Here is a 21,029-nt window from a genome sequence, read left to right on the forward strand (position 1 = left end):
ACGGGAATCTTTTATAAAATGGCAGAGAGCATCAGAACTGACTCGATAGCATTGATAAACAGCGTGATCTACCCGATGGCCTACCCGGGGCGTTCACAGGCGATCTTCGCGCGCGGCGGCGTCATTGAGGCGCTGGGAACCGACAAGGAAATACTTGCGAAGTGCGACACCAAGACGGTGGTCCTCGACATGAAGGGACGCTACATCATGCCGGGCTTCACCGACACGCATAACCACCTTCTCGCTGCGGGGCGCAGCCTGGAGACGCTCGACCTCAGCGACGCGCGTTCAATAGACGAGATGATCGGCAAGGGACGCCACTTTCTCGCGGAGAATGACATCTCGGCCGACGGCTGGTTCTTCGCGCGCGGCTGGGACCAGAACCGCATGGCGGAGAAGCGCTTTCCGAACCGCTTCGACCTCGACCTGATCTCCTCAGATATCCCGCTCTTCTTCGAGCGCTCCTGCGGCCATATCGCCGCTTTAAACACCAAGGCGCTCGAGATATTGAAGATCGGCGCTGGTTTCAGGATCTCCGGCGGCATCATCAACAGCGACGAGAAGGGCGAGCCCAACGGCGTCGTCAGCGAAGCGGCCGTCAACTGGGTGCGCATGAACATCCCGGAACATTCGGCTGAGACGCTCCGCCACTGGTACGATCTCGCCACGGAAAAGATGATACGCTGCGGCATCACCTCCGTGCAGACGGACGACCTTGAGATGGTCGGACGCACGCAGGGGGTATTCGACCTCTACGAATCGATGGAGGAAGAGGAGAAGATGCCTCTGCGCATCGCGCAGCAGTGGCACCTGCGCGACGAGGGCGAGCTCGCGGCCTTCATTGAAAACGGAAACAACAGGCGGGGCGGACGCTACTTTCGCTCCGGCCCGCTGAAGATACATGTCGACGGCACCCTGGGGGCCCGCACCGCGGCGCTGCGTGAAGAATATTCCGACGACCCCGGCAACCGCGGCGTATACGCCCATTCGCAGGGCGAGCTGAACCGTCTCGTCCAGCGGGCGCAGGAGGCGGGGATGCAGGTCGCCTTCTACGCGATCGGCGACGGCGCGATCGAACGCTGCCTCAACGCCGTGGAGACGGCGAACGGAGCCACCGGCAGCAGGATCGCGCACCGTATCGTCCACTGCCAGGTCGGCGGCGCGGACCTCTACTCCCGCATGGCCGCCCTTGGCGTGATGGCGGACATTCAGCCGGCCTTCGTCACCTCCGACTGGCCGATCGTCATCTCCCGCCTTGATACAGAGCGCGCGCGCTGGAGCTACGCCTGGAAATCCCTGATAAATTCCGGCATCCCCGTGGGCGCGGGCTCCGACGCGCCGACGGAGCCGCTCAACCCCTTTGTCGGCATCCGCGCCGCGATCCTGCGGCAGGATATCAACAACGAGCCCGAGCACGGCTGGATGCCCTCGCAGTGCCTTGACCGCGTGGAGGCCTTCTCCATGTACACCAGCGGCGGCGCGAACATCTGCGGCGAGCTATCATGGCGCGGCACCCTAGAACCGGGCAAGGCGGCGGATATGGTGGCCTTCATGGAGGACCCCTTTATAGTGACGGAGAACGAGCTTCTCAATATCGAGACGGGACTTACCGTCGTCGACGGCAAGATAAGGTACATAAAATAGGAGCGTCGGTTGGCTGAAAAAGAAGATAATGTAATAATCTCGCCCGTCCTCATGATCGAGCTCAAGGGACAGGTCGAGCGGATAACCTACCATAACGCGGAGAACGGCTATACCGTTCTCCGCCTCAGCGTGCGCGACCATGCCGACCTCATCACCGCCGTCGGCATCATGGCGGAGCCCGCGCAGGGCGAGATGCTGACTCTCGAGGGGCGCTGGGAGGAAAACGCCAAGTACGGCATGCAGTTTCACATCTATAAGTGCGAATCCACCCTGCCCGCGACGGTGACGGGGATCGAAAAATTCCTCGGCTCCGGCCTCATACGCGGCATCGGCCCCGCGATGGCGAAGAAGATCGTCGACAAGTTCGGTGAAGATACGATCCCCATCCTTGACGACGAACCGGCGCGTCTCGCGGAGATAAAGGGTATCAGCGAGAACAAGGCCGAGACCATCGCGGAATCCTGGCGCGAGCAGCGCGAGATACGCGAGGTGATGGTCTTTCTCCAGAGCTACGGCATCGGCACCGGTTACGCGATGCGCATCTTCCGCCAGTACGGCGCGGGCACCGTCGCGGTGCTTAAAGACAATCCCTACCGGATGGCGATCGACATCCCCGGCATCGGCTTCACGATCGCCGACCGGATCGCGCAGAGGCTCGGTATCTCCAGCGACTCGCCGATGCGGGTCCGCGCCGGCGTCCAGCATGTGCTGAACCAGCTGATCGCCGAGGGACACGTCTATGCCCCCGCCGAAATACTCGCCGCCCATTCGGCGCAGACCCTGCAGGTCAAGCTTGAAATGGCGCGCGAGGGGATCGAACAGGCGCGGCTCGCCGAGGAGATCATCGTCGAGAGGTTTGACGACATGGAGGGCAAAGAGCAGGAGGCGGTCTACCTGCCCGCCTTCCATTACGCAGAGGTGAGCTCCGCGAGGAACCTGCGGCTGCTGATAAACGAACCCTACAACAGCCAGTGCGTCGACTGCGATAAGATGCTGCCCTGGCTGGAGCGCGAGATGGGCATTACGCTCGCCCAGGCGCAGCGCGAGGCGATCATCACAGCCGTCAATTCCAAGGTGATGGTGATAACGGGCGGCCCCGGTACGGGAAAGACGACGATCATCCGCGCCGTGCTCCGTATGCGCGAAGAGGGCGGCTTCCGCGTCATGCTCGCCGCGCCGACGGGACGCGCCGCGAAGCGCATGACCGAGGCGACGGGACACGAGGCGAAGACGATACACCGCCTGCTCGAATATGTCGGCAGCCCGGGAACGGGCGGCTCCTTCATGCGCAACGAGACGAACGCCCTCGAGTGCGACCTTCTCATCGTCGACGAGGCCTCGATGATCGACCAGATACTATTCCACCACCTGCTCAAGGCGGTGCCGCGCGGCGCATCGCTTATCTTTGTCGGCGACGTCAATCAGCTTCCTTCGGTCTCGCCGGGCAACGTCCTCAAAGACATGATAGACTCAGGCGTCTGCCCTGTGGTGATGCTGCGGGAGATATTCCGCCAGGGGCGCGAAAGCCGCATCATCGTCAACGCACACCGCGTCAACGACGGCCTGATGCCGATCCTGCCGGAGGACCAGAGCCTCGAACTTTCGGACTTTTATTTCATCGAGCCGCGAATTGATAAGGAAAATATCAGCGAAGAGGAATACAAAAAAATCTTCGAGAACAAGGTGCTCCAGACGATAAAAAAGCTGGTCGCCGAAAACATTCCGAACCGCTTCAACTTTGATCCCGTGAGCGACATCCAGGTGCTCGCGCCGATGCACAACGGCAACGTCGGCACCAAACGGCTCAATATGGAGCTGCAGAAGATACTCAACGGCGACGGCGGAGCCTCCGTGCAGCGTCTTGAGCGGGTCTTCAAAGAGGGCGACAAGGTGATGCAGATAAAGAACAACTACGACAAGGACGTCTATAACGGCGACATCGGCACGATAACGAAGGTCGACGGCGAGGAGTCGCGCGTCACTGTGAAGATGGACACCGGCCCCGTAAACTATGAGTTTGCCGAACTGGAGGAGCTCGTCCACGCCTACGCGGTCTCGATTCACAAATCGCAAGGCTCCGAATATCCCGCCGTCATCATCCCGCTGCTGACGCAGCACTACGTAATGCTGCAGAGAAACCTGCTCTATACGGCGATAACGCGTGGCAAAAAGCTCGTCGTCATCGTCGGCGCGAAAAAGGCCCTCCGCATCGCTGTGGAAAACGACCGCACGCGCACAAGATACACCCGGCTCGCGCAGCGGCTCAGCGGCCCCGAGCTGCCGTTTGAGATGCCGTCCGGCCTCTCGCCCGACGAAGATGAGCTGGAACGCATGTTCGAGGAGCAGATGAAGGGAGAGACTAAGGAATGAGACACCAGGGAACGAAGAGACTGGAGACCGAACGGCTGATACTGCGCCGGTTTGCCGAGGTGGACGCGGAGAGCGTCTTCAAAAACTGGGCCTCCGACCCTGAGGTGACGAAGTTTCTCAGATGGAAGAGCCATACCTGTGTCGAAGAGAGCCGCGAACTCCTGGCAGGCTGCGTAAAACGCTACGTCGAGGCGGATTATTATCACTGGGCCATCGAAGAGAAGGGCTCTGATTCCGGCGCGGTAGGCTACATCGGCGTATTCTGGAGCGACGAGACGGTGGACTCCGTGGAGGTCGGCTACAGCCTGGGCAGAAGATGGCAGGGCCGGGGATACATGAGTGAGGCGCTGATGGCGGTCATCGATTTTCTGATCGATGAGGCCGGAGCCAACCGCGTGGTCGCGGCGCACGACCCGCGCAACGCCGCCTCCGGCGGCGTGATGAAGCGCTGCGGGATGAAATACGAGGGGACGATGCGTCAGGTGGACCGGAACAACCAAGGGATCTGCGACCTCTCCTTCTACGCCGTTCTGGCCTCCGACCGCCGGTAATCCTGAGCGCGGAAGTCCAACGTATCGGCGGTTTTTGCAATCGTTGGCCGATGTGTTAAAATAACGGCGTTCGTCTGCCGTTTTATGCCGCTGCGATAAAATGTCGGCGCCGTTATATTTGTCTGGGAGGTAGCATACAAATTGGATAACGCGGAAGAGCGTGCCTATAGATTTATCATAAACGCCATACTCACGGGAGAATTCAATCCCGGGGATTTTCTGCTCGAACTGGACCTTGCCGCTAAACTCGGCATGAGCCGCACTCCCGTCAATAAGGCTCTCGGCCTTCTTGTCTCCGAGGGTTTTCTCAATAAATCTCCCAAAAAGGGCTGTTATGTTCCCCTTCCGACGCCGCACGACGCGGAACTGGTCTTTACAGCACGCCAGGTAGCCGAGGGCGCGGCGGCGGAGCTCGCGGCAAAGCTTGTGACGACGGAAGAGATCGAGGCTTTGGAGGAAATTCTCAGCAAAGATACCAAGGCTTTTGAAGAAAATGATAAACAGTTCTGGGCCAGTATCAACGAAGATTTTCACCTCTCGATAGCGAGGTTTTCCCACAACGCCTATATCGAAAAATGGGTTCGCAATATGTTCTGGCGTTCCAATATCTACGTCTTTTATTTTGACAGCTTCTACCGGGCCTCCGATATCGCGATCGTGCACGAGACCCCGCAGCAGCACGCCGCGATCATCGGCGCCATAAAAAGGCACGATCCGGAGGAGGCCGGCGCGCTGATGCGCCGGCACATCCAGACGACCTTCTCAAAACTTTTGCTCAGATAAACATCTCCCGCTCCCTTACAGGATAACCGCGCCGCGTCCCCGCTATGGAGGCGCGGCCTTTTTGTACCCGCCGCCGTTATAAGCGGCGCGGCAGCCTCTTTGGATGTTCTTGAATTTGTTATTAATTAGAAAACAATATTCAATATATGGAACTATTGGGCAATATTTATATTAGGCTTGACAAGAGGGCAGTTTAATAGTATTTTTTAATGCATGCATTAAAAAATTTATTTACACATGCATTTAGAAAAAGACTGACTATACGAAGTCAAGAGGAAAGTAACAAAAAAGAGTAAAAGAACTAGGAAAACATCGTACCTTGACAAAAGCATACAGAAATTGACCTCTTCCCAAGCCAGAAGTCAGAAACGAGAAGTAGTTTGTGATGGCATCCTAAATCAGGCAGCCATTGAAACGAATACCTCGTTTGTATAAAGCATGTGGAATATAACGCGTATGAGTTTTTTTGAAAGATGTCCCAAAGCGACAAAGTAATGTTTTCCCTGGGCAATCTTGTGCTCCATATAGTTTCGAAAGTCACGGCAGTGGATAGAACAGAGCCTTGCCGCCTGCATCAGAGACCAGCGCAGATATGTCGAACCGTGTTTGACCATAGGCGTGTTCGCCGCGTTGAACTTGCCGGATTGATATGTGGACGGGTCAAGTCCAGCGAAGGCCTGAAGCTGGTCAGGTTTTTTGAAGCGTCGTATATCGCCTATCTCCGCAAGTATGACGGCGGCGGTACGAAAGCCAATACCAGGAATCGTCAGCAGCGGCGTATTTATTTCAGCGACCATAGCCGCGATCTGTCTGTCCAAAAACGCGATCTGTCGTTTAAAGAAACGTATCTGCTCAATGACCTGAGAGAGTTCTAAAGAAAGAGCCTTGCTTGTTCTGGCAATAGAATTCTTCGCCATTGATTTTATTGCCTCAGCCTTTTCTCTCCCATACCTGCCCTTTGATGCGTAACGCAGGATATTTGTCAGCCGGTCGATGCGACACGCGGCAATCATATCCGCCCCCGGCAGTTCTGCCATAAGCGCCAGTGTAGACGCCTGCCCCGTTCTGAGCCCTAAAGAGGGCAGTTCTGGAAAAAGCAAGTCGACCATTCTGGACATGGAAACCTTTGATCTGCTGCAAATGGCAACTAGCCTGTGCCTGTGGCGTGTAAGAGACTTTAGCTCCTGAATCTGGTAAGATACAGTGACAGGACTTGAGACTTCTGACATCAGTATCCCCGCGATACATTTTGCGTCGGCCTTGTCTGTTTTTGTTCTGCGCAGTGAAATTGCCTGTCGATAAAGCTTCACGCGCAAAGGGTTGAACACCACGGGTTGAAATCCGCTGGAACGGAGGAAAGCCACAAGGTTTGCGCTGTAATGTCCGGTAGCTTCAAGTCCTGTCCTTATCTGAGAAGAGTCTGCGCTCTTTCCGGAAACAGCCGAAATGGCGGCAATGAGCTTTGAAAAACCTTCCTTGTCGTTCGAAAAGGAGAAAGACTCCCGCAGACACGTGCCAGAATCGCCAAGAATGCAGCAGTCATGCTTATCCTTGGCAACATCAATACCAACATAAATCAAGACCATCCCCACTTTCAAAAAGAAACAGCACGCTGGGAAACCACATACTTTTTACCAACGGATCCTCGTTATATATAAACCGTCGAAGCGGTATCTGACTAATCACCGGTCAAGTAAAAAGCTGTGGCTGGAGCCTTTAGGAAACCGTCTATGCGGTAGGAGGTTATACCAGCCCACAGCGTCTGTATGTTTTGTACAAGAACAATACTATGAAACGTGCTCTTGAACAACTAACTTATTATACGAGGAGGTTTGAATTTATTTGCGGCGGTGGGCGCGAGGGCGCGTTTGAAGGTTGGTATGTGACATAAATGAAAGGAGCAATCAATATGGGAGAAATAGCACCGAAGGGAATAATCTCGTTAATACCGGTATTCATTACTTTGATTCTGGCGTTCAAAACAAAGGACGCCGTATTTTCTCTGCTTATTGGATGTATATCCGGCGTGATGGTCGCGGGATTTTATAACCCGGTGTTTGGTCTGGCGCAGCTTTTCCAGGCGGCGCTCGGCAATGCCGACTTCATCTGGGTCGTGATGATAGAGGTCGTGATGGGGATAATGATCGCCAACTACCTGCGCGCCGACGTTATCAGCGGCGTGGCGAAATGGGGGCGGCAGATGGTTAAGAGCCGCCGCGTCGCCTACGGCTTCGGCTGGATCGTCGCGCTGTTCGTCTTTTTCAGCGATTATTTCAGCCCTCTCTTCACGGGGCCGATCGCGAGGCCGATAACCGACGAGTATAAAGTCCCGCGGGAGATGCTCGCATATCAGCTCGACTCGACGAGCGGCCCGCTATGCACCATAACCCCGATCTCCGCCTGGGCTGTTTATATGGCCGGACTTCTCAAAGGGCACGGCCCCATTGAGACGGCGGATCAGGGAATGGCCCTCTTTATCCGCTCTATCCCCTTCAACTTTTATGGACTGGCCGCCGTCATCGTCTGCGGCCTCTTCGCCTTCCAGATACTTCCGCCCTTCGGCCCGATGAAAAAGGCGATGCGGCGGGCCGACGAGACCGGCGAGGTGATACGCCCCGGCTCAACGCCGCTTATGGGGGACGAATTTAATTCTATCCAGCCGATACCGGGCAAGGGTACGCATATGGTGATCCACCTCGTCGTGCCGGTCCTTCTTTTGATAATGGTGGCGGTCGGCTCGTTCTTCATCTACGGCGGCGTCAAGATTCTTGAAGCGTTTATCTCCGTGGTCCTCTATCAGTCCGTCGTAATGGCCGCGGGCGGATATTACCGGAGCATAAAGGATTTTATCGATACGGGGACGATGGGCATCAAGGCGGTCCTTCCGGCAATCTTTATCCTTGCACTGGCCTACTGCATCAACACGATATCGAAGAGCCTCGGGGCGCAGCAGTATGTCTTGGAGCTGACGCGGCACTGGATGACCCCGGCGATGCTGCCGGCGATAATCTTCGCGGCGGGAGCGGCGATCTCTTTCTTCACGGGAACCTCATGGGGTACCTACGCGCTGCTTGTTCCCTTCGCCATTCCCATCGCTTTCGGACTCTCAGGCGGAGAGGTAAACAATCTCGTCGTCGTAACGGTCGCCGCGATCATGGGCGGCGGGCTCTTCGGTGACCACTGTTCGCCGCTATCCGATACCACCTGTCTCTCCTCGTTCGGAGCCTCATGCGACCACATGGACCACGTGGCGACGCAGCTGCCATATGCGCTGGCTATCGCGCTCTTCTGCGAGGTGCTTTTTGTCATCTGCGGCGTAACGATGCTGTAGGGCTGGCGAAGATATGGAAGCGATGAAGGCCGAGATCGCCGTTCTCTGCTGGGAGGAGGGGCATGTGCCGAAGGGGCTTATGCAGCTTGAGTCTCTGGCGGGCAACAGCACGAATCCCGACTCGTATCCTTTCCCGGTGCATTTTTGCCGGATTAAAGGCGCCAATGTCGAAACGGTGCTGGAGAATCCCAGCGGTGAGGTGCTGCGGCGCATGATAGAGGCGTCGAAGAGACTCATCGCCGGCGGAGTGCGGGCCATAACGACCAGCTGTGGCTTCAACGCAATCTTTCAGAGGGAGCTTGCCTCGGCTCTGCCGGTGCCGGTCTTCTCGTCCAGCCTGCTGCAGGTGCCGCTCGTCCATCGGATGATCTCGGCGGAGAGAAGCGTCGCCGTGCTGACGGCGAAGAAGAGCGCGCTCCGCGGCGAGCACCTTGCCGCCGTAGGGATCACAAAAGAGATGAGGGTCAATGTCCTGGGGATGGAAGAATCTCCCGAGTGGAACAAAATATTTACCGCTCCGGAAGAGCCGGTCGACCTTGGGAGGATCGCGAAGGATACTGTGGCCGCGGTGGAAAGGGGGATCGCGGAGCATCCCGAGACTGGAGCCGTAGTCCTGGAATGCACGGACCTGCCGCCGTTTGCCCAGTCAATAAGAGAGGCCGTCGGGCTGCCGGTATTTGATTTTATCACGCTGATGGGAATGACAGCCGCTTCGATCGGCGTGGCAAGACCGTACTGGGGCCTGGCTGGCAGATAAAACAAAGGAGTGTTCTCTATGAAAACAGTACTGCTGTTGGGTGCGGGACGAATCTCCGCCCCGTATGTCGATTATCTTCTGCGCAAAGGCAGCTGCAAAATAGTTGTCGCCGATGTGTCCGAAGAAAACCTGAAGGCCATCTCCGCGCTTTCTCCGGCGGTCGAAACGGTAAAGGCGGACGTGGCAAGAGAGGCGGGGGCGCTGATAGATAAGTACCGCCCGGAGGTCGCCGCCCTGTTTTTGCCGCCGGAGCTTCTTACCGGGGCTTCGCGCACCTGTCTTGAAAAGCGGGTTAATGTGGTGCATCCTGTTTACCTCACGGAGGAGACGCGCGCCATGGCCGACGAGATTAGGGAGGCGGGGCTGATATTTGTCGCGGAGCTTGGGCTGGACCCCGGCATCGACCATATGTCGGCGTCGCAGAATATCAACGAGATCCACGCGGCGGGCGGTAAGGTGCACTCCTTCCGCTCCCTCTGCGGCGCGCTGCCGGCGCTGGAATCGAACACTAACCCGTGGGGGTACAAGCTTTCGTGGTCGCCCTCCAGCCTTATTGGGGCCAGCAAGCGGACGGCGAAAATTTTACAGGATGGAAAAGAGATACTTTGGCCGGACGGAGAGACATACGAGCATGCCTTCCTGTACGAGGTCCCGCGGCTCGGCGTCTTCGAGGCCTACGCCAACGCCGATTCGACCGTCTATAGGGAAAGCCACAATATTCCCGAGGCTGAATCGATATATCGCGGCACGCTGCGTTTCCAGAGCTGGTGCGAAACTATCTGTTACATGAATCAGATCGGTTTCTTTGAAACGGAGCCGCAGAACACGGAAGGAATGACCTTTGCCGGATTTACGGCCCGCCAGTGCGGTTATGAGGGCATGGAGGCGAAGGATGCCCTCTGCAGGCGCTTCGACCTCAAAGGCTGGTCCGCCTTTGTCCTGCGTATGGGCTGGCTTGGCTTCTTCGACGACAGGACGCTGCCCTTTGCGAGCGCCTCGGCGCGGGACGTGGTATCGTACCTCTTTGCCGAGAAGCTGAATTTCGCCCCGGACGAGAGAGATCTCGTCGTGCTCTGCGATGAGATCGTCGCCTCCTTCCCGGACGGAAGCACGAAACAGTATAATTCCGTGCTGATAGATTACGGCATCCCCGGAAAATGGACTTCCTGCTCGCGGACCACGGGCGTTCCTCCGGCAATCGCGACGCGTTTCATCCTTGAGGGGCGGATAAAGACGCCGGGACTGCATGTCCCGATGTCTCCCGAAATATACGAACCGGTGCTCGCCGAGCTGAAAAACGAGGATATCGTTCTGGAAGAGACTGTCGTATCGCTTTAGCGGAGGCGTTTTCTTAAACTAAAGAGCAGGCGCCCCCAAGATGAGAGGGGGCGCCTGCCGCGTAATAGGTTTTCCGTCGTTTTGCTTTCCGCCTGTTATTTTATCCGGCCGCTGTATTCGTCCAGCTCCATAATTCCGGAGATTATCATATCTTTGGTGACCTCGTAGGGGTATTTCCGCACGTCGATTCCCGCGAGCGCCTTCTCCGCCACGGCGGGGAGGTCGGCGGGCGACGCGTGGATATCGGCGAGGCGCGTCGGCAGCCCGATGGAACGGCTGAAGCGCAGGACCTTGTCGCGTTCGTCAAACTGTCCGTCGGCGGTGAGCATCGCCAGGATGCCGAAGGAGACCACCTCGCCGTGGAGGTGATGGTTTGCCTCCGTGCTCGGCAGTACGGTGAAGCCGTTGTAGATCGCGTGCGCCATGCCTGTCGTATAGTCCACCTGTACAAAGTTTGAGACAAGGCCGGTGGAGACGATGATGCTGAGAATCACCTCGGAGAGCTCGTAGGTGACGCGCCCGGCGCGGCAGTCCGCGAGGGCCTTTTCGCCCCAGCGTAGGATCGGCGCGGAGCACATGGGGCTGAGGGCGATGCCCATGGCGTCGGAATGCGAGGGGGTGTCTCCGCGGGAAGAGATCGTACACTCATAACACTTGGCCATGGTGTCGCCCATCCCGGCCCAGAGGTAACGGTCGGGAGCGTCGGCGATGATCTGCGTGTCGATAAAGATATGGCTTGGAGGAACCTTGGAGAAGGAATAGTCCCGCAGGCTCCCGTCCGGGTTATAGACTATCCCCAGGCTTGTGCACGAGGCGCAGGTCGAGGCGATGGTGGGGAAGGTGAAGAAGGGCCGTCCCGTGCGGTGCGCCAGCACCTTGCATGTGTCGATGGCTTTGCCGCCTCCGACCGCGAAGAGCATGTCTGCCTCCCGCACCTGCGGTTCCAGCATGTCCACGTTCTCATAACTGCATTCGCCGCCATACCAGAAACAGCCTAAAGATTCGATAGACGAACCGTCGATAGCCCGGAGGATCTTATCCCGTGCGGCGGCAAGCGCCTGCTTCCCGCCGATGATCGCGGTCTTCTTTCCATATTGGGCGCAGATGTTCACGATATCGTCATAGGCGTCGGTCCCGATGGTATAGCCGGGAATTAATGTTCTTTCCATGTGTAACCAGTCCTTTCAAAAACCTGTCTTTTATTCCGCTTTTCCGGGTTCCGCCCGCTCGGGGGCGATCTTTTCGCCTATCCGCAGGAATCTCCCCGATATGGAAGAGCCGCGGTATTCCGGGTTGGCCTCCAGGAATTTTCTGTTTTTATAGATGCCGGCCGTCATAAAGGGGATGATGACGACGGCGATGGCATAATAGCCGCAGTATCCGTAGCCGTATTTGATGATGTTGGTCAGCCCAGCGAGGGAGATGCCCATGGAGAGCGCGATGATGAAAGCTGCGACGATGGCGCTTCTGACCGTCGAGGAGGAGATGCCGCGGAAGAGCGGCAGCTTTTCAAACCTTGCCACAAAGCCGAAGGTCGTCGTGACGCCGGTGGAGATCAGGCACAGCAGCAGGCAGATCCCGTACATCACCGTCAGCCAGCCGATACCCATCTCCCGGCAGGAGGTCAGCGTGGGGATGACGGAGCCGCCGGCCACCGACGTATAGAAAGGCTTCCAGCAGAGCAGCATCAGCACGGAGAGCACCAGCGCCACGGTGTTCATGACGAAGGATACCCACATCGAGCTGTCGCAGGCCTTTTTGTTTATCAGCGGCGTTCCGCAGGCGACCATCGTCGGCAGCGTCACGCACTGGAAGGCGGCATAGGTGAAACCGTTAAGGATCGCCTGGGGAAGGCCGGAAAATCCGCTGGACTTAAAATCCGCGGAGAGCACCGCGCCGATGCCGCCGTTTTTAACGATGCCTATCAGATAGATCGTGACGGCGGTCGCGAGGATGGCGATTCCCATGTATGTCGTCGCCATGCGCACCAGCCGCGCGCCGAATATGGTGAGCGCCAGGACGATGGCTCCGACGATGACGATGCCCAGATAGTAATTGATGGCGAAGTACTCGCGCAGCGCGGAGGCCGCTCCGGAGATCGCCGCGGCTACGGCCATCAGCACCATGATATAAAAGAATATCTCAAACATGACGTACAGCCCGTCAAAGGGGTGGTAGAGGGTCTGAAAGAGCTCCTTGTAGGAGGAGAGCCCCCGTGAATTGTACATAAACATCGCCTCGCGCATGGTTATGGCCAACAGCAGCATGGCGAGAACGGCGGAAAAAGGTCCGAGCCAGCCGAGGCTGACATAGTAGGTATTAGCCTGGTTTCCGGTGGCGAAACCGCCGCCGGCGTGGGCGGAAAACAGCACTGAGCCAACGGAAAAGGCGATGGCAAATGGTACTTTCGCAGATACGTCTTTGTTCATGTTAAAAATCCTTTCTTTCTTTTTTCTTGTGCCGCACGGCGGCCGCAGGCCGGGGTCACAGCCCCGGCGAAATCCGTCTTTCGGAACAAAAAAAACCCTTCCGTCTTTTCTGTTCCGAAACGGACAGAAGAGACGAAAGGGGAAGGCTTCCGCGGTACCACTCTTCATTCATTCTAAAAGAATGCTCTTATACGGGATACTGACATATCCCTGCCGCTGTATCGGGCGGACCCGTCCGCGCTTACTGAAAAACTTCTGCGCAGCCGCTCCGTGACGAGTTCGGCAATATACTCTTCGGCTGCCTTGCACCAACCGGCACCTCTCTGAATCGGTATGATTGCTTACTGCTTCACATCATTGCGTTATTCTTATTGACAAGCAATTATAATAATTCATTTTTGAAAGTCAATAGTTATCTTAATGTTTTTACGTATTTTTACGTTAATGTTATCTCTGAAAATTTCACGCCGCGGCTGGCGGCGGATAAATATATCCCGTGATAAGTCGTTCTGTTACCGGCTTCGCTGCCGCTTTGCCTCACGGAATATATGAAAGAGGGCGCGGCTTCCGGCCGCGCCCTCTTATTGAACGTTAAATCTTTTCCGTTACCGTACTACGGTGTATACCTACAGATATCTTGTACTGCTCCGGTAGATGTTTTCGCGGCGTCCCTGCTTGCCGTCGTTCTCCGCGGCGGCGAGGCGTTTCTCCGTGAAGCGCGCGAAGCGCACGAAGGGCAGGCCGAGGATCAGGTAGATTATCGCGACGATGATGCCCGGGCCGAAGTAGTCGTAATAGGTCGCCGAGACCTGTCCGTAGACCTTCGTGAGGTCCACCATCGTGATGATCGAGACGAGCGACGAATCCTTGAGCAGCGAGATGAAGTCGTTCGTGATCGGCGGGATGACGACGCGGACGGCCTGCGGCAGGATGACCTCGCGCATCGCCTGCCATCTCGTCATACCGAGCGCGAGCGCCGACTCCCACTGTGTGCGGGGGATGGCGAAAAGTCCCGTGCGGTAGATCTCCGCCTCATAGGCGGCGTAGTTGAGGCCGAGGCCGATCGCTCCGGCCCAGAAGGGCGAGAATTTTATCCCCACCGACGGCAGGCCGTAGAAGATGAAGAAGAGCTGTATCAGCACCGGCGTGCCTCGCACGATCTCGACATACCAGGTGGCGATCAGCGCGAGCCAGCCTGGCGCGAAGACGCGCGTCACCGCGAGGATGAGGCCGAGCGAGATGGCGATCACCATCGCGACGATGGAGACCTCCATTGTGACGAGAGCGCCCTTCGCGAAGAGCGGCATCGCGTCCCAGTACCTCTCCATGCGCTTCTGCATCGTCAGGTTGGGCCTGTGGGCCTCCGCCCACTCGTTGTAGTAGACCGGCTCGTACTTCGGCGGGTCGAAGTCGTTGAACTCCGTCGCCATTACCGGTGTCCAGAGGTTCCATTTATCATATATCTCGCGCAGCTTGCCGCTGTCGCGCAGCGCCACGAGCGCACGGTTGACCTCCGTCAGCAGCTCTTTGTCCTGCTTGCGGATGGCGATGGCGTAGGTTATTTCGCCGATCGGCGGCCCTACGAATTTGATCTCGGGGTTGAAACCCGCCGAATAGAGGGCGATGGGCTGGTCGAAGAGCGCCGCGTCGAGGCGTCCGTTTGCGAGGTCCTCGTAGGTGTTGGCCTCGACGATGTAGGTGCGTATCTCAACGTCGCCCACCTCCTCGAGGACCATCTGCGCGTAGCTCTCCTTCAGCGTTCCCGCGACCTTACCCTTAAGGTCCTGGAGGTTCTTTACCGAATCATCCTTGCGGCGCACGGCGAGCTGCAGGTAGGTCTTGTAGTAGGGGATCGAGAAGTTGATCGCCTCTTCGTGCTCCGGCGTCACCTCAAGCCCGTTGATGGCGATGTCGTAAAGGTTGCGGTCAAGGCCGGGGATCAGGTTGTCCCAGGCGTTGTTGACATAGACCGGTTTGCGCCCCATCTCCTCGGCGAGCGCGTCGACGATGTCCACCTCAAAGCCGATGAGCTTCTTGGGGTCCTTCGGGTCGGGGAACATATAGGGAAAGCCGCCCTCGGAGTCTCCGCCCCAGCGAAGGATTTTTTCGCCGCTGTCCGCGGATACCGCCGCGGTCTCGCCGGCATATAGCGCCGCCGGTGAAAGCAGCGCAAGGATAAGCGCGGTAAGCGCGATTAACTTTTTCATCAGCATGTCACCCCCGCGTTGACGAATAAGCGGCGAACCAAAATCTTTGATTTTGTGCGAGCGCTTAGTCTCTTCATGTACAGGCCTTGTTTGCGTATGAACGACGTCGGCTCTCATCAGCATGTTACCCCCGCGTTGACGAAATGGCGCAGGAAAGCGCGCGTACGGTCGTTCTTCGGATTGGCGAAGAGGATGTCTCCGTCCTCATATTCGACGATCTCGCCCTTGTCCATGAAGATGATATAGTCCGAGGCGTCCTTGGCGAACTTCATCTCATGCGTGACGATGATCTGGGTCATTCCCTCGGCGTCAAGGTCCTTCATGACCTGAAGAACCTCTCCGACCAGCTCGGGGTCAAGCGCCGAGGTCGGTTCATCGTAGAGCATCACGCGCGGGTTCATCGCCAGCGCCCTGGCGATCGCCGCCCGCTGGCTCTGTCCGCCGGAGAGCGTTGAGGGATATTTCTGCGCGAAGCCCTTGAGGCCGACCTTTTCGAGCATCTTCATGCCAAGTTCGTGGGCCTCGTCCTTCTTCATCCCTTTGACGACCATCGGCGCGAGCATGATGTTCTGCAGCAGGTTCTTGTTCGGAAAGAGGTTGTAGCTCTGAAAGACCATGCCGACCTCGGTGCGCAGTTCATGGACCTTCTGCAGCATCTCGTCGCTCGGCACCTCGCCCGGCTTGCGCGAGACGGTGACGCCGGCTACGGTGACTGAGCCGGAGTCCATCAGCTCAAGACAGTTGATGCAGCGCAGAAAGGTCGACTTGCCGCAGCCCGAAGGGCCGATTATTGAGGCCAGGTCTCCCTCGCGTATGGTAAAACTGATGTTTCTGAGAACGTCGCCGTCCTCGAAACTCTTACAGAGATTTTCGATTATTATCAATGGTTTGTTGATGGTGTTCATCTATATGCCCTCCTCTGGATTTTTATACGAAGACCAAGGGAGCGTGTCATATACGAAGATATTCGCCATATAACACAAAAGCTGACGTACCGGCAGCCTTAGCGATAAAGCCGAAAGCGGTTCGGCGTGAAGTTAACGGGCGGAAGTTTTGGAGTTTCGCTCCATGTCTGACACACCAGACACCAGTGTTTTTTTTCAATTTACGTCTCACGTCCCTTCCGTGTAGCGACATAGAATGCATAAAGCAGAAACAGTTTAATTGTTTTCCCGATTAATTGCAAGGATATGTTGGGGCTGCTGCGGTAAATATTTGGCAAATATCAGGTAACATTTCAGTGGCGCAAGGAGATAGTTTTGCGAAGAGCGCCGATATCCTCCCGGAGAAAACTGAGTATAATAAAAGAAAATATAAAAACTTGTCCGGGGAGGCGCGTTTATGAAAGAGATAGTCTTAAAGACGGAGCTGCACAGGTTTGAAAACTGCAGAGAATTTGCCGGGGAATTTTCCCTCGGCCGCGGGGACTTCATACTCACCATCCGTCCCATATATGAAAAATACTTCGCCCCGCTGGGGCTGCCGCTCAAGAGCCTCTTTGTGGAGGACTTCGGCGGCGGGGAACCGACCGACGTGATGACCGACAGGATAATCGAGGCTGTGATGGCGCTCGGTTTCGAACGCCTCATCGCCGTGGGCGGCGGCACGATCGTCGACATCGCGAAGATCGTTGCGGCCTCCGGCGGCAAAACTACCGACGAACTGTACGCCGCCCCCTCCGATATCAGACGCGAAGCGGGCTTTATCATCGTGCCGACGACCTGCGGCACCGGCAGCGAGGTGACGAACATTTCGATCATCAACCGCACGCGCCTCGGCACCAAGATGGGGCTCGTATCAGACGCCCTCTTCGCCGACCAGGCGGTGCTCATCCCGGAGCTGCTGCGCGACCTGCCCTTCGAGGTATTCGCCGCGAGTTCGATAGACGCGCTCGTTCACGCCGTGGAGTCCGCGCTCTCGCCAAAGGCCACCGATTTCACCAGGCTGCTCTCTTACAGGACCGCCGAGATAATCATAAAGAACTATCTGGAGATAGCGGAGAGGGGCAGGGAGGCGCGCCTGCCGCTGCTCGGCTCCTTCCTCACCGCCTCCAACTACGCGGGTATCGCCTTCGGCACCGCCGGCTGCGCCGCCGTCCACGCGCTCTCCTATCCGCTCGGCGGAAAATACCACGTCCCGCACGGAGAGAGCAACTACGCGGTATTCACCGGCGTGATGAAGAACTACATCGAGATAAAAGATGACGGAGAGATATCGGTGATGATGGATTTCCTCTCTTCCCTGCTAGGCTGCCCCAAAGGCGGCGCCTGGGAGGCTCTTGAAACTCTGCTGGACAAGATACTCGCGAAAAAACCGCTGCGCGAATATGGCGTAAAGGAGGACGAACTGGACGAGTTCGCCGACTCCGTGATGCAGTGCCAGCAGCGGCTGATGGCGAACAACTTTGTGCCTCTCGACCGCGGACGGGTGCTGAAGATATACAGAGAGCTCTATTAGCGGCCTATTTGCATTCCCGCGCGGCGGCGGGATTGCGGGAGCCATTTGCTGAGGTGAATTTATGAAGGCGCGCCGGTAGTTCGGGCGCGCCTTCCAGCAACTGCATTCTATCAAAAGCCGGACATTGCGGGCCGGCCTGTGATAACTGATTTACCTACGGTGCTTTTTTCTGATCAATGCCGCGCCGCCTGCTGCCAGCAACAACATACCGCCTGCGGCCGCACCTGCATTGCAGCCGCTCGAAGAGGAGCCGCCTTTGTAGGGCTCTGTCGATTCTATCGGGGCCGGCAGTGTTTCGTCATGGGCCAGCTTTTCCACCGGTGTCAGCTTTGACGCCGGGATGACGCTGAATTCGTGGAACTTCCACATGGGGAATACCACCCTTGCTTTGGATACTGAATCGCTGGTCATGAAACGGTCGTAGCGCGCCCCCTCAGTCGTGATCAGCTTGTCGAGATAGTTCCAGGAGACGAGTCCGTCGACGCTCTTGGGCTCAAGCAGCAGGGCGGCTAATGAGCCGTGCGGCTGGGCAGTTGAGACGACAAAGCTTCCGGAGGGTATCGTGAGGTCCTTCGAGGTTGTCCAGTCGCCGGAGACGACATTCATATAATGCCCCTCGTAGAGCGATTTCTTTGTACCAAGGGTATCAATCTTGAACCATTCAAAGTCCGTTACCTCCACGTCCTCCGTGAGTCTGTCGACGGTGATGCCGTGGCGGAGAAGGAGCTGCACCGCGTCGTCGGCGCCGGGGCGGAGGACATAGAGCGCCCCCATTTGCTCGGTGCCGGTCGGTACGAATTTGCCGTAATAGGGGATGTGGTGCACGGCCTCTTTCTCAAAGTAAATGGCGGTTTTGAACCCGTCCTCATCGTAATCGGTGCTGGTTGGCTTAACCAGATCATCGCTGTCCACGGCGTACGAATCGACGCTGACATAACCGCCGTCGATCTCGTCCAGCGTAGCGAGAGACGAATTGAGGCAGACCTTATCGTCGGATGATATGCCAGCCGTCGTTCTCGCGAGTCCCCGCTCGTCGGCCCTCTTTATGAGGGCCTTGATCTTATCCTTGTCCTGCGCCACCGTCTGAAGTATTCCATAGATACAGGCGTACTGCGTATCCACACGCGTCTTGAAGTCGTCGTAGGAATAGACCTCCAGCAGCATCGCGAGACGGTTGCGGAGCCCCGCGTAGTTCGTCGTGTAGCGCGGATAATCCTCGAAAGTCCACCAGCCCTCGGAGACCTTGCCGCTGTAATTTTTCCCGAAATTGCCGTAGGGGATCGACTTATGTCCGAGCTTCTTATACAGGTACGAGTCAGGGCCGATGGCCTTGCGCGAGAACTCGCCGCGGTTGTAGTCCATGATGTCGGGATCGGTGTTTGGGTGCAGTCCCCAGTTGTAGGTGACGGCGTGGCGCATATAGGAGCCGTTTGTCGCGTGCGCGTCCACGAAGATCACAGGGTCCCATTTGTTCATCACCTCGACCACCGCGCGCGACTCATAGGCCTCGAGCTTCGTCATATCGCGGTTCATGTTGAAGCCCTGGCCGTTGTACCGCGTTCCCACCAGCGCGGGGGTGAACTGGCTTCCCCGGCGCCAGGTCCCGAGGTCGTCGTTGCCGTCCGGGCTCATGTTCGGGGCAATTAAAATCACAAGGTCTTTGAGCAGATCGTCATGCTGCCCCAGCGCAACCTCCCGCGCGAAGATGAGCATCGACTCCTTGCCCTCGACCTCGCCGGAGTGGATATTACAGTTCACATAGGCGATCGCCTTCTCAGCCGGCACCTCTTCCGGCGACTTTGGTGCTGGTGTGCCGATTACCAGCAGGGGAACGAGATTTCCCTTCGTCGTCCAGGCGATAAACTCCATGCGTATCCTGCCGCCGCTGTTCTTTGCCACCTGCGTCAGATAATCGATAACCTCTTCGCTCGAAGTGGTCCTCGTCCAGTTGGAAAGCTCCGCCGGCGTCTTCAGCTCTTCCAGCGGATTTGCCGCGAAAGCCGCCGCGGCGCTTAGGATTATGGTACTGATGATAAAAAGTATAACTGCTGACCTTTTCACGCTATAACCTCCTCTGCATCCCCAGACAAATTCGAGTTAAACAGGATAGAACTCCGCTCGGTTCAATGGTTTTTATGATTTTTTTTGATGACCACACCCCCTCTGCGAAATATCTTTCCAGTTATTCCTCTCTCTCCTGCTTGAAAAAGACGAGCCCCTCCGCCTGCAGCACGCGGAGGTCATTCATCCGCCGCAGCATCAGAAGATCTTCTTCGGATACAGAATGACGGTCCTCCGTCATTTTTTTGATAAAAGAAAGCTGCGCCTCCCGGAAATCACGCCCGGCCTTTTGCGAGGCGAACTCCTCCCGCCGATAACGCTCCTCCATCAGATAAATATTTCGTGAGGCCCGCTCGTTGAACCTGCGCTTTTCGAGGTGTAGAGATTTTTCAGTGTCTGTGATTTTCAAAGGGGTAAAATTTCCCTTTGTCCAGCGGTCCAGATCGCTTATCCTCTGTTTATAGGAGGCGATAACTGCGTCGCGGCATATATTGGTTATCCGCTCTTTGCCTTTTACGCCATAAAAAACCTTCACGGGAGTGTCGAGCTGGGGAGTCAGAGTCTTCTGCAGAGAAAGAAGAAAAATATTCCATTTTGACTGACTTGCGGACAACAGCTCTTTTTCTTCTTTGTTGAGGGATCTGAGAAGCTTTTGATATTTGATGTCGCATAATTCTTTCAGCGATTTCGTTTCGCGCTCATATTCCCTTTGCGAAAGCCGTACAGAGGCGGTTTGCGGCGATGATGAGGCAAAATTTACTGCGGGCAGCGGAATCAAGTGATCTGAAACCGCGGCGGAGGGAAGGGCCGCTAAATTTCCACTGAAACAGAGGCTGAGAAAAAAGACAATACACATACACTTACGTCGCAAAACTATCACTCTCTTTCGAATAATGTGCCGCGCCGTGTTTACTGAACTTATTTCTTTACAAAAATGCCTTTAATTATGCTCTTCAGTTGGAACCAGTAAACTTCATGAAAAATAAATTTATGATTCATAAATAAGTATATTTATAAATCATAAATTGTCAATTAAATAATTTATGTTTCGTGATATTTAAATAAGAGGAAGAATAAGAGCTTATAAATAACTGAGGAGCC

Annotated in this window: 15 protein-coding genes and 1 other annotated feature; of the genes, 8 read left to right on the plus strand and 7 right to left on the minus strand. The window is 56.4% G+C overall.

What is annotated here, in order from left to right; genetic code table 11:
* Positions 1 to 18: 18 nt before the first annotated feature.
* From BED41_RS03975 to BED41_RS03990, 4 genes are all read left to right on the plus strand, one after another.
* Positions 19 to 1,644, plus strand: a complete 1,626-nt coding sequence (locus tag BED41_RS03975; protein ID WP_066743325.1) for an amidohydrolase — start codon at positions 19 to 21, stop codon at positions 1,642 to 1,644.
* A gap of 9 nt (positions 1,645 to 1,653) precedes the next feature.
* On the plus strand, positions 1,654 to 4,014 hold the full coding sequence (recD2, locus tag BED41_RS03980) for an SF1B family DNA helicase RecD2 (RefSeq protein ID WP_066743327.1): 2,361 nt from the start codon (positions 1,654 to 1,656) through the stop codon (positions 4,012 to 4,014).
* On the plus strand, positions 4,011 to 4,565 hold the full coding sequence (locus tag BED41_RS03985; RefSeq protein ID WP_066743329.1) for a GNAT family N-acetyltransferase: 555 nt from the start codon (positions 4,011 to 4,013) through the stop codon (positions 4,563 to 4,565). The genes recD2 and BED41_RS03985 overlap by 4 nt, the downstream gene beginning before the upstream one ends.
* A gap of 141 nt (positions 4,566 to 4,706) precedes the next feature.
* Positions 4,707 to 5,348 carry a GntR family transcriptional regulator gene (locus BED41_RS03990; RefSeq protein ID WP_066743331.1) on the plus strand — a complete coding sequence of 214 codons (642 nt, stop codon included), beginning with the start codon at positions 4,707 to 4,709 and terminating at the stop codon, positions 5,346 to 5,348.
* 398 nt (positions 5,349 to 5,746) lie between these two features.
* Here BED41_RS03990 and BED41_RS03995 read toward each other — a convergent pair whose 3' ends face one another.
* A complete protein-coding gene (locus BED41_RS03995; RefSeq protein WP_229712273.1) occupies positions 5,747 to 6,934 on the minus strand; it encodes an IS110 family RNA-guided transposase in 1,188 nt (395 codons plus the stop codon).
* Between the two features lie 323 nt (positions 6,935 to 7,257).
* On the opposite strand from BED41_RS03995, the gene BED41_RS04000 reads away from it, so the two are divergent.
* From BED41_RS04000 to BED41_RS04010, 3 genes are read left to right on the plus strand one after another with little or no spacing between them, the layout of a single operon-like run.
* Positions 7,258 to 8,679: a Na+/H+ antiporter NhaC family protein gene (locus tag BED41_RS04000; protein ID WP_066743333.1), complete on the plus strand. Its 1,422-nt coding sequence runs from the start codon at positions 7,258 to 7,260 to the stop codon at positions 8,677 to 8,679.
* 13 nt (positions 8,680 to 8,692) lie between these two features.
* Complete coding sequence (locus BED41_RS04005; protein WP_084002240.1) at positions 8,693 to 9,436, plus strand: aspartate/glutamate racemase family protein; 744 nt, start codon at positions 8,693 to 8,695, stop codon at positions 9,434 to 9,436.
* Positions 9,437 to 9,454: 18 nt separating this feature from the next.
* Positions 9,455 to 10,774: a saccharopine dehydrogenase family protein gene (locus tag BED41_RS04010; RefSeq protein WP_066743335.1), complete on the plus strand. Its 1,320-nt coding sequence runs from the start codon at positions 9,455 to 9,457 to the stop codon at positions 10,772 to 10,774.
* A gap of 95 nt (positions 10,775 to 10,869) precedes the next feature.
* Here BED41_RS04010 and BED41_RS04015 read toward each other — a convergent pair whose 3' ends face one another.
* The 4 genes from BED41_RS04015 to BED41_RS04030 all read right to left on the minus strand — a co-directional run bounded on the left by BED41_RS04015 (position 10,870) and on the right by BED41_RS04030 (position 16,315).
* Positions 10,870 to 11,943, minus strand: a complete 1,074-nt coding sequence (locus BED41_RS04015) for an iron-containing alcohol dehydrogenase family protein (RefSeq protein WP_066743337.1) — start codon at positions 11,941 to 11,943, stop codon at positions 10,870 to 10,872.
* A gap of 30 nt (positions 11,944 to 11,973) precedes the next feature.
* Positions 11,974 to 13,203 carry a hypothetical protein gene (locus tag BED41_RS04020; protein WP_066748933.1) on the minus strand — a complete coding sequence of 410 codons (1,230 nt, stop codon included), beginning with the start codon at positions 13,201 to 13,203 and terminating at the stop codon, positions 11,974 to 11,976.
* A gap of 125 nt (positions 13,204 to 13,328) precedes the next feature.
* Positions 13,329 to 13,570 (minus strand) — a binding site (T-box leader).
* Positions 13,571 to 13,829: 259 nt separating this feature from the next.
* Positions 13,830 to 15,410 carry an ABC transporter substrate-binding protein/permease gene (locus tag BED41_RS04025; RefSeq protein ID WP_066743338.1) on the minus strand — a complete coding sequence of 527 codons (1,581 nt, stop codon included), beginning with the start codon at positions 15,408 to 15,410 and terminating at the stop codon, positions 13,830 to 13,832.
* A 116-nt stretch (positions 15,411 to 15,526) separates the two neighbouring features.
* Positions 15,527 to 16,315: an amino acid ABC transporter ATP-binding protein gene (locus BED41_RS04030; RefSeq protein ID WP_066743340.1), complete on the minus strand. Its 789-nt coding sequence runs from the start codon at positions 16,313 to 16,315 to the stop codon at positions 15,527 to 15,529.
* 436 nt (positions 16,316 to 16,751) lie between these two features.
* Between BED41_RS04030 and BED41_RS04035 the strand changes: the two genes are divergently transcribed.
* Positions 16,752 to 17,867, plus strand: coding sequence for a 4-hydroxybutyrate dehydrogenase (locus BED41_RS04035; RefSeq protein WP_066743342.1), 1,116 nt, complete (start codon positions 16,752 to 16,754; stop codon positions 17,865 to 17,867).
* Positions 17,868 to 18,017: 150 nt separating this feature from the next.
* On the opposite strand, the gene BED41_RS04040 is transcribed toward BED41_RS04035, so the two are convergent.
* The gene (locus BED41_RS04040; protein WP_066743344.1) at positions 18,018 to 19,928 is read right to left on the minus strand and encodes a M14 family metallopeptidase; all 1,911 of its coding nucleotides are present in this window, start codon (positions 19,926 to 19,928) and stop codon (positions 18,018 to 18,020) included.
* Between the two features lie 121 nt (positions 19,929 to 20,049).
* Positions 20,050 to 20,784 carry a hypothetical protein gene (locus BED41_RS04045; RefSeq protein ID WP_066743346.1) on the minus strand — a complete coding sequence of 245 codons (735 nt, stop codon included), beginning with the start codon at positions 20,782 to 20,784 and terminating at the stop codon, positions 20,050 to 20,052.
* Positions 20,785 to 21,029: the final 245 nt, after the last annotated feature.

The organism is Cloacibacillus porcorum (assembly GCF_001701045.1).
Classification (GTDB): domain Bacteria; phylum Synergistota; class Synergistia; order Synergistales; family Synergistaceae; genus Cloacibacillus; species Cloacibacillus porcorum.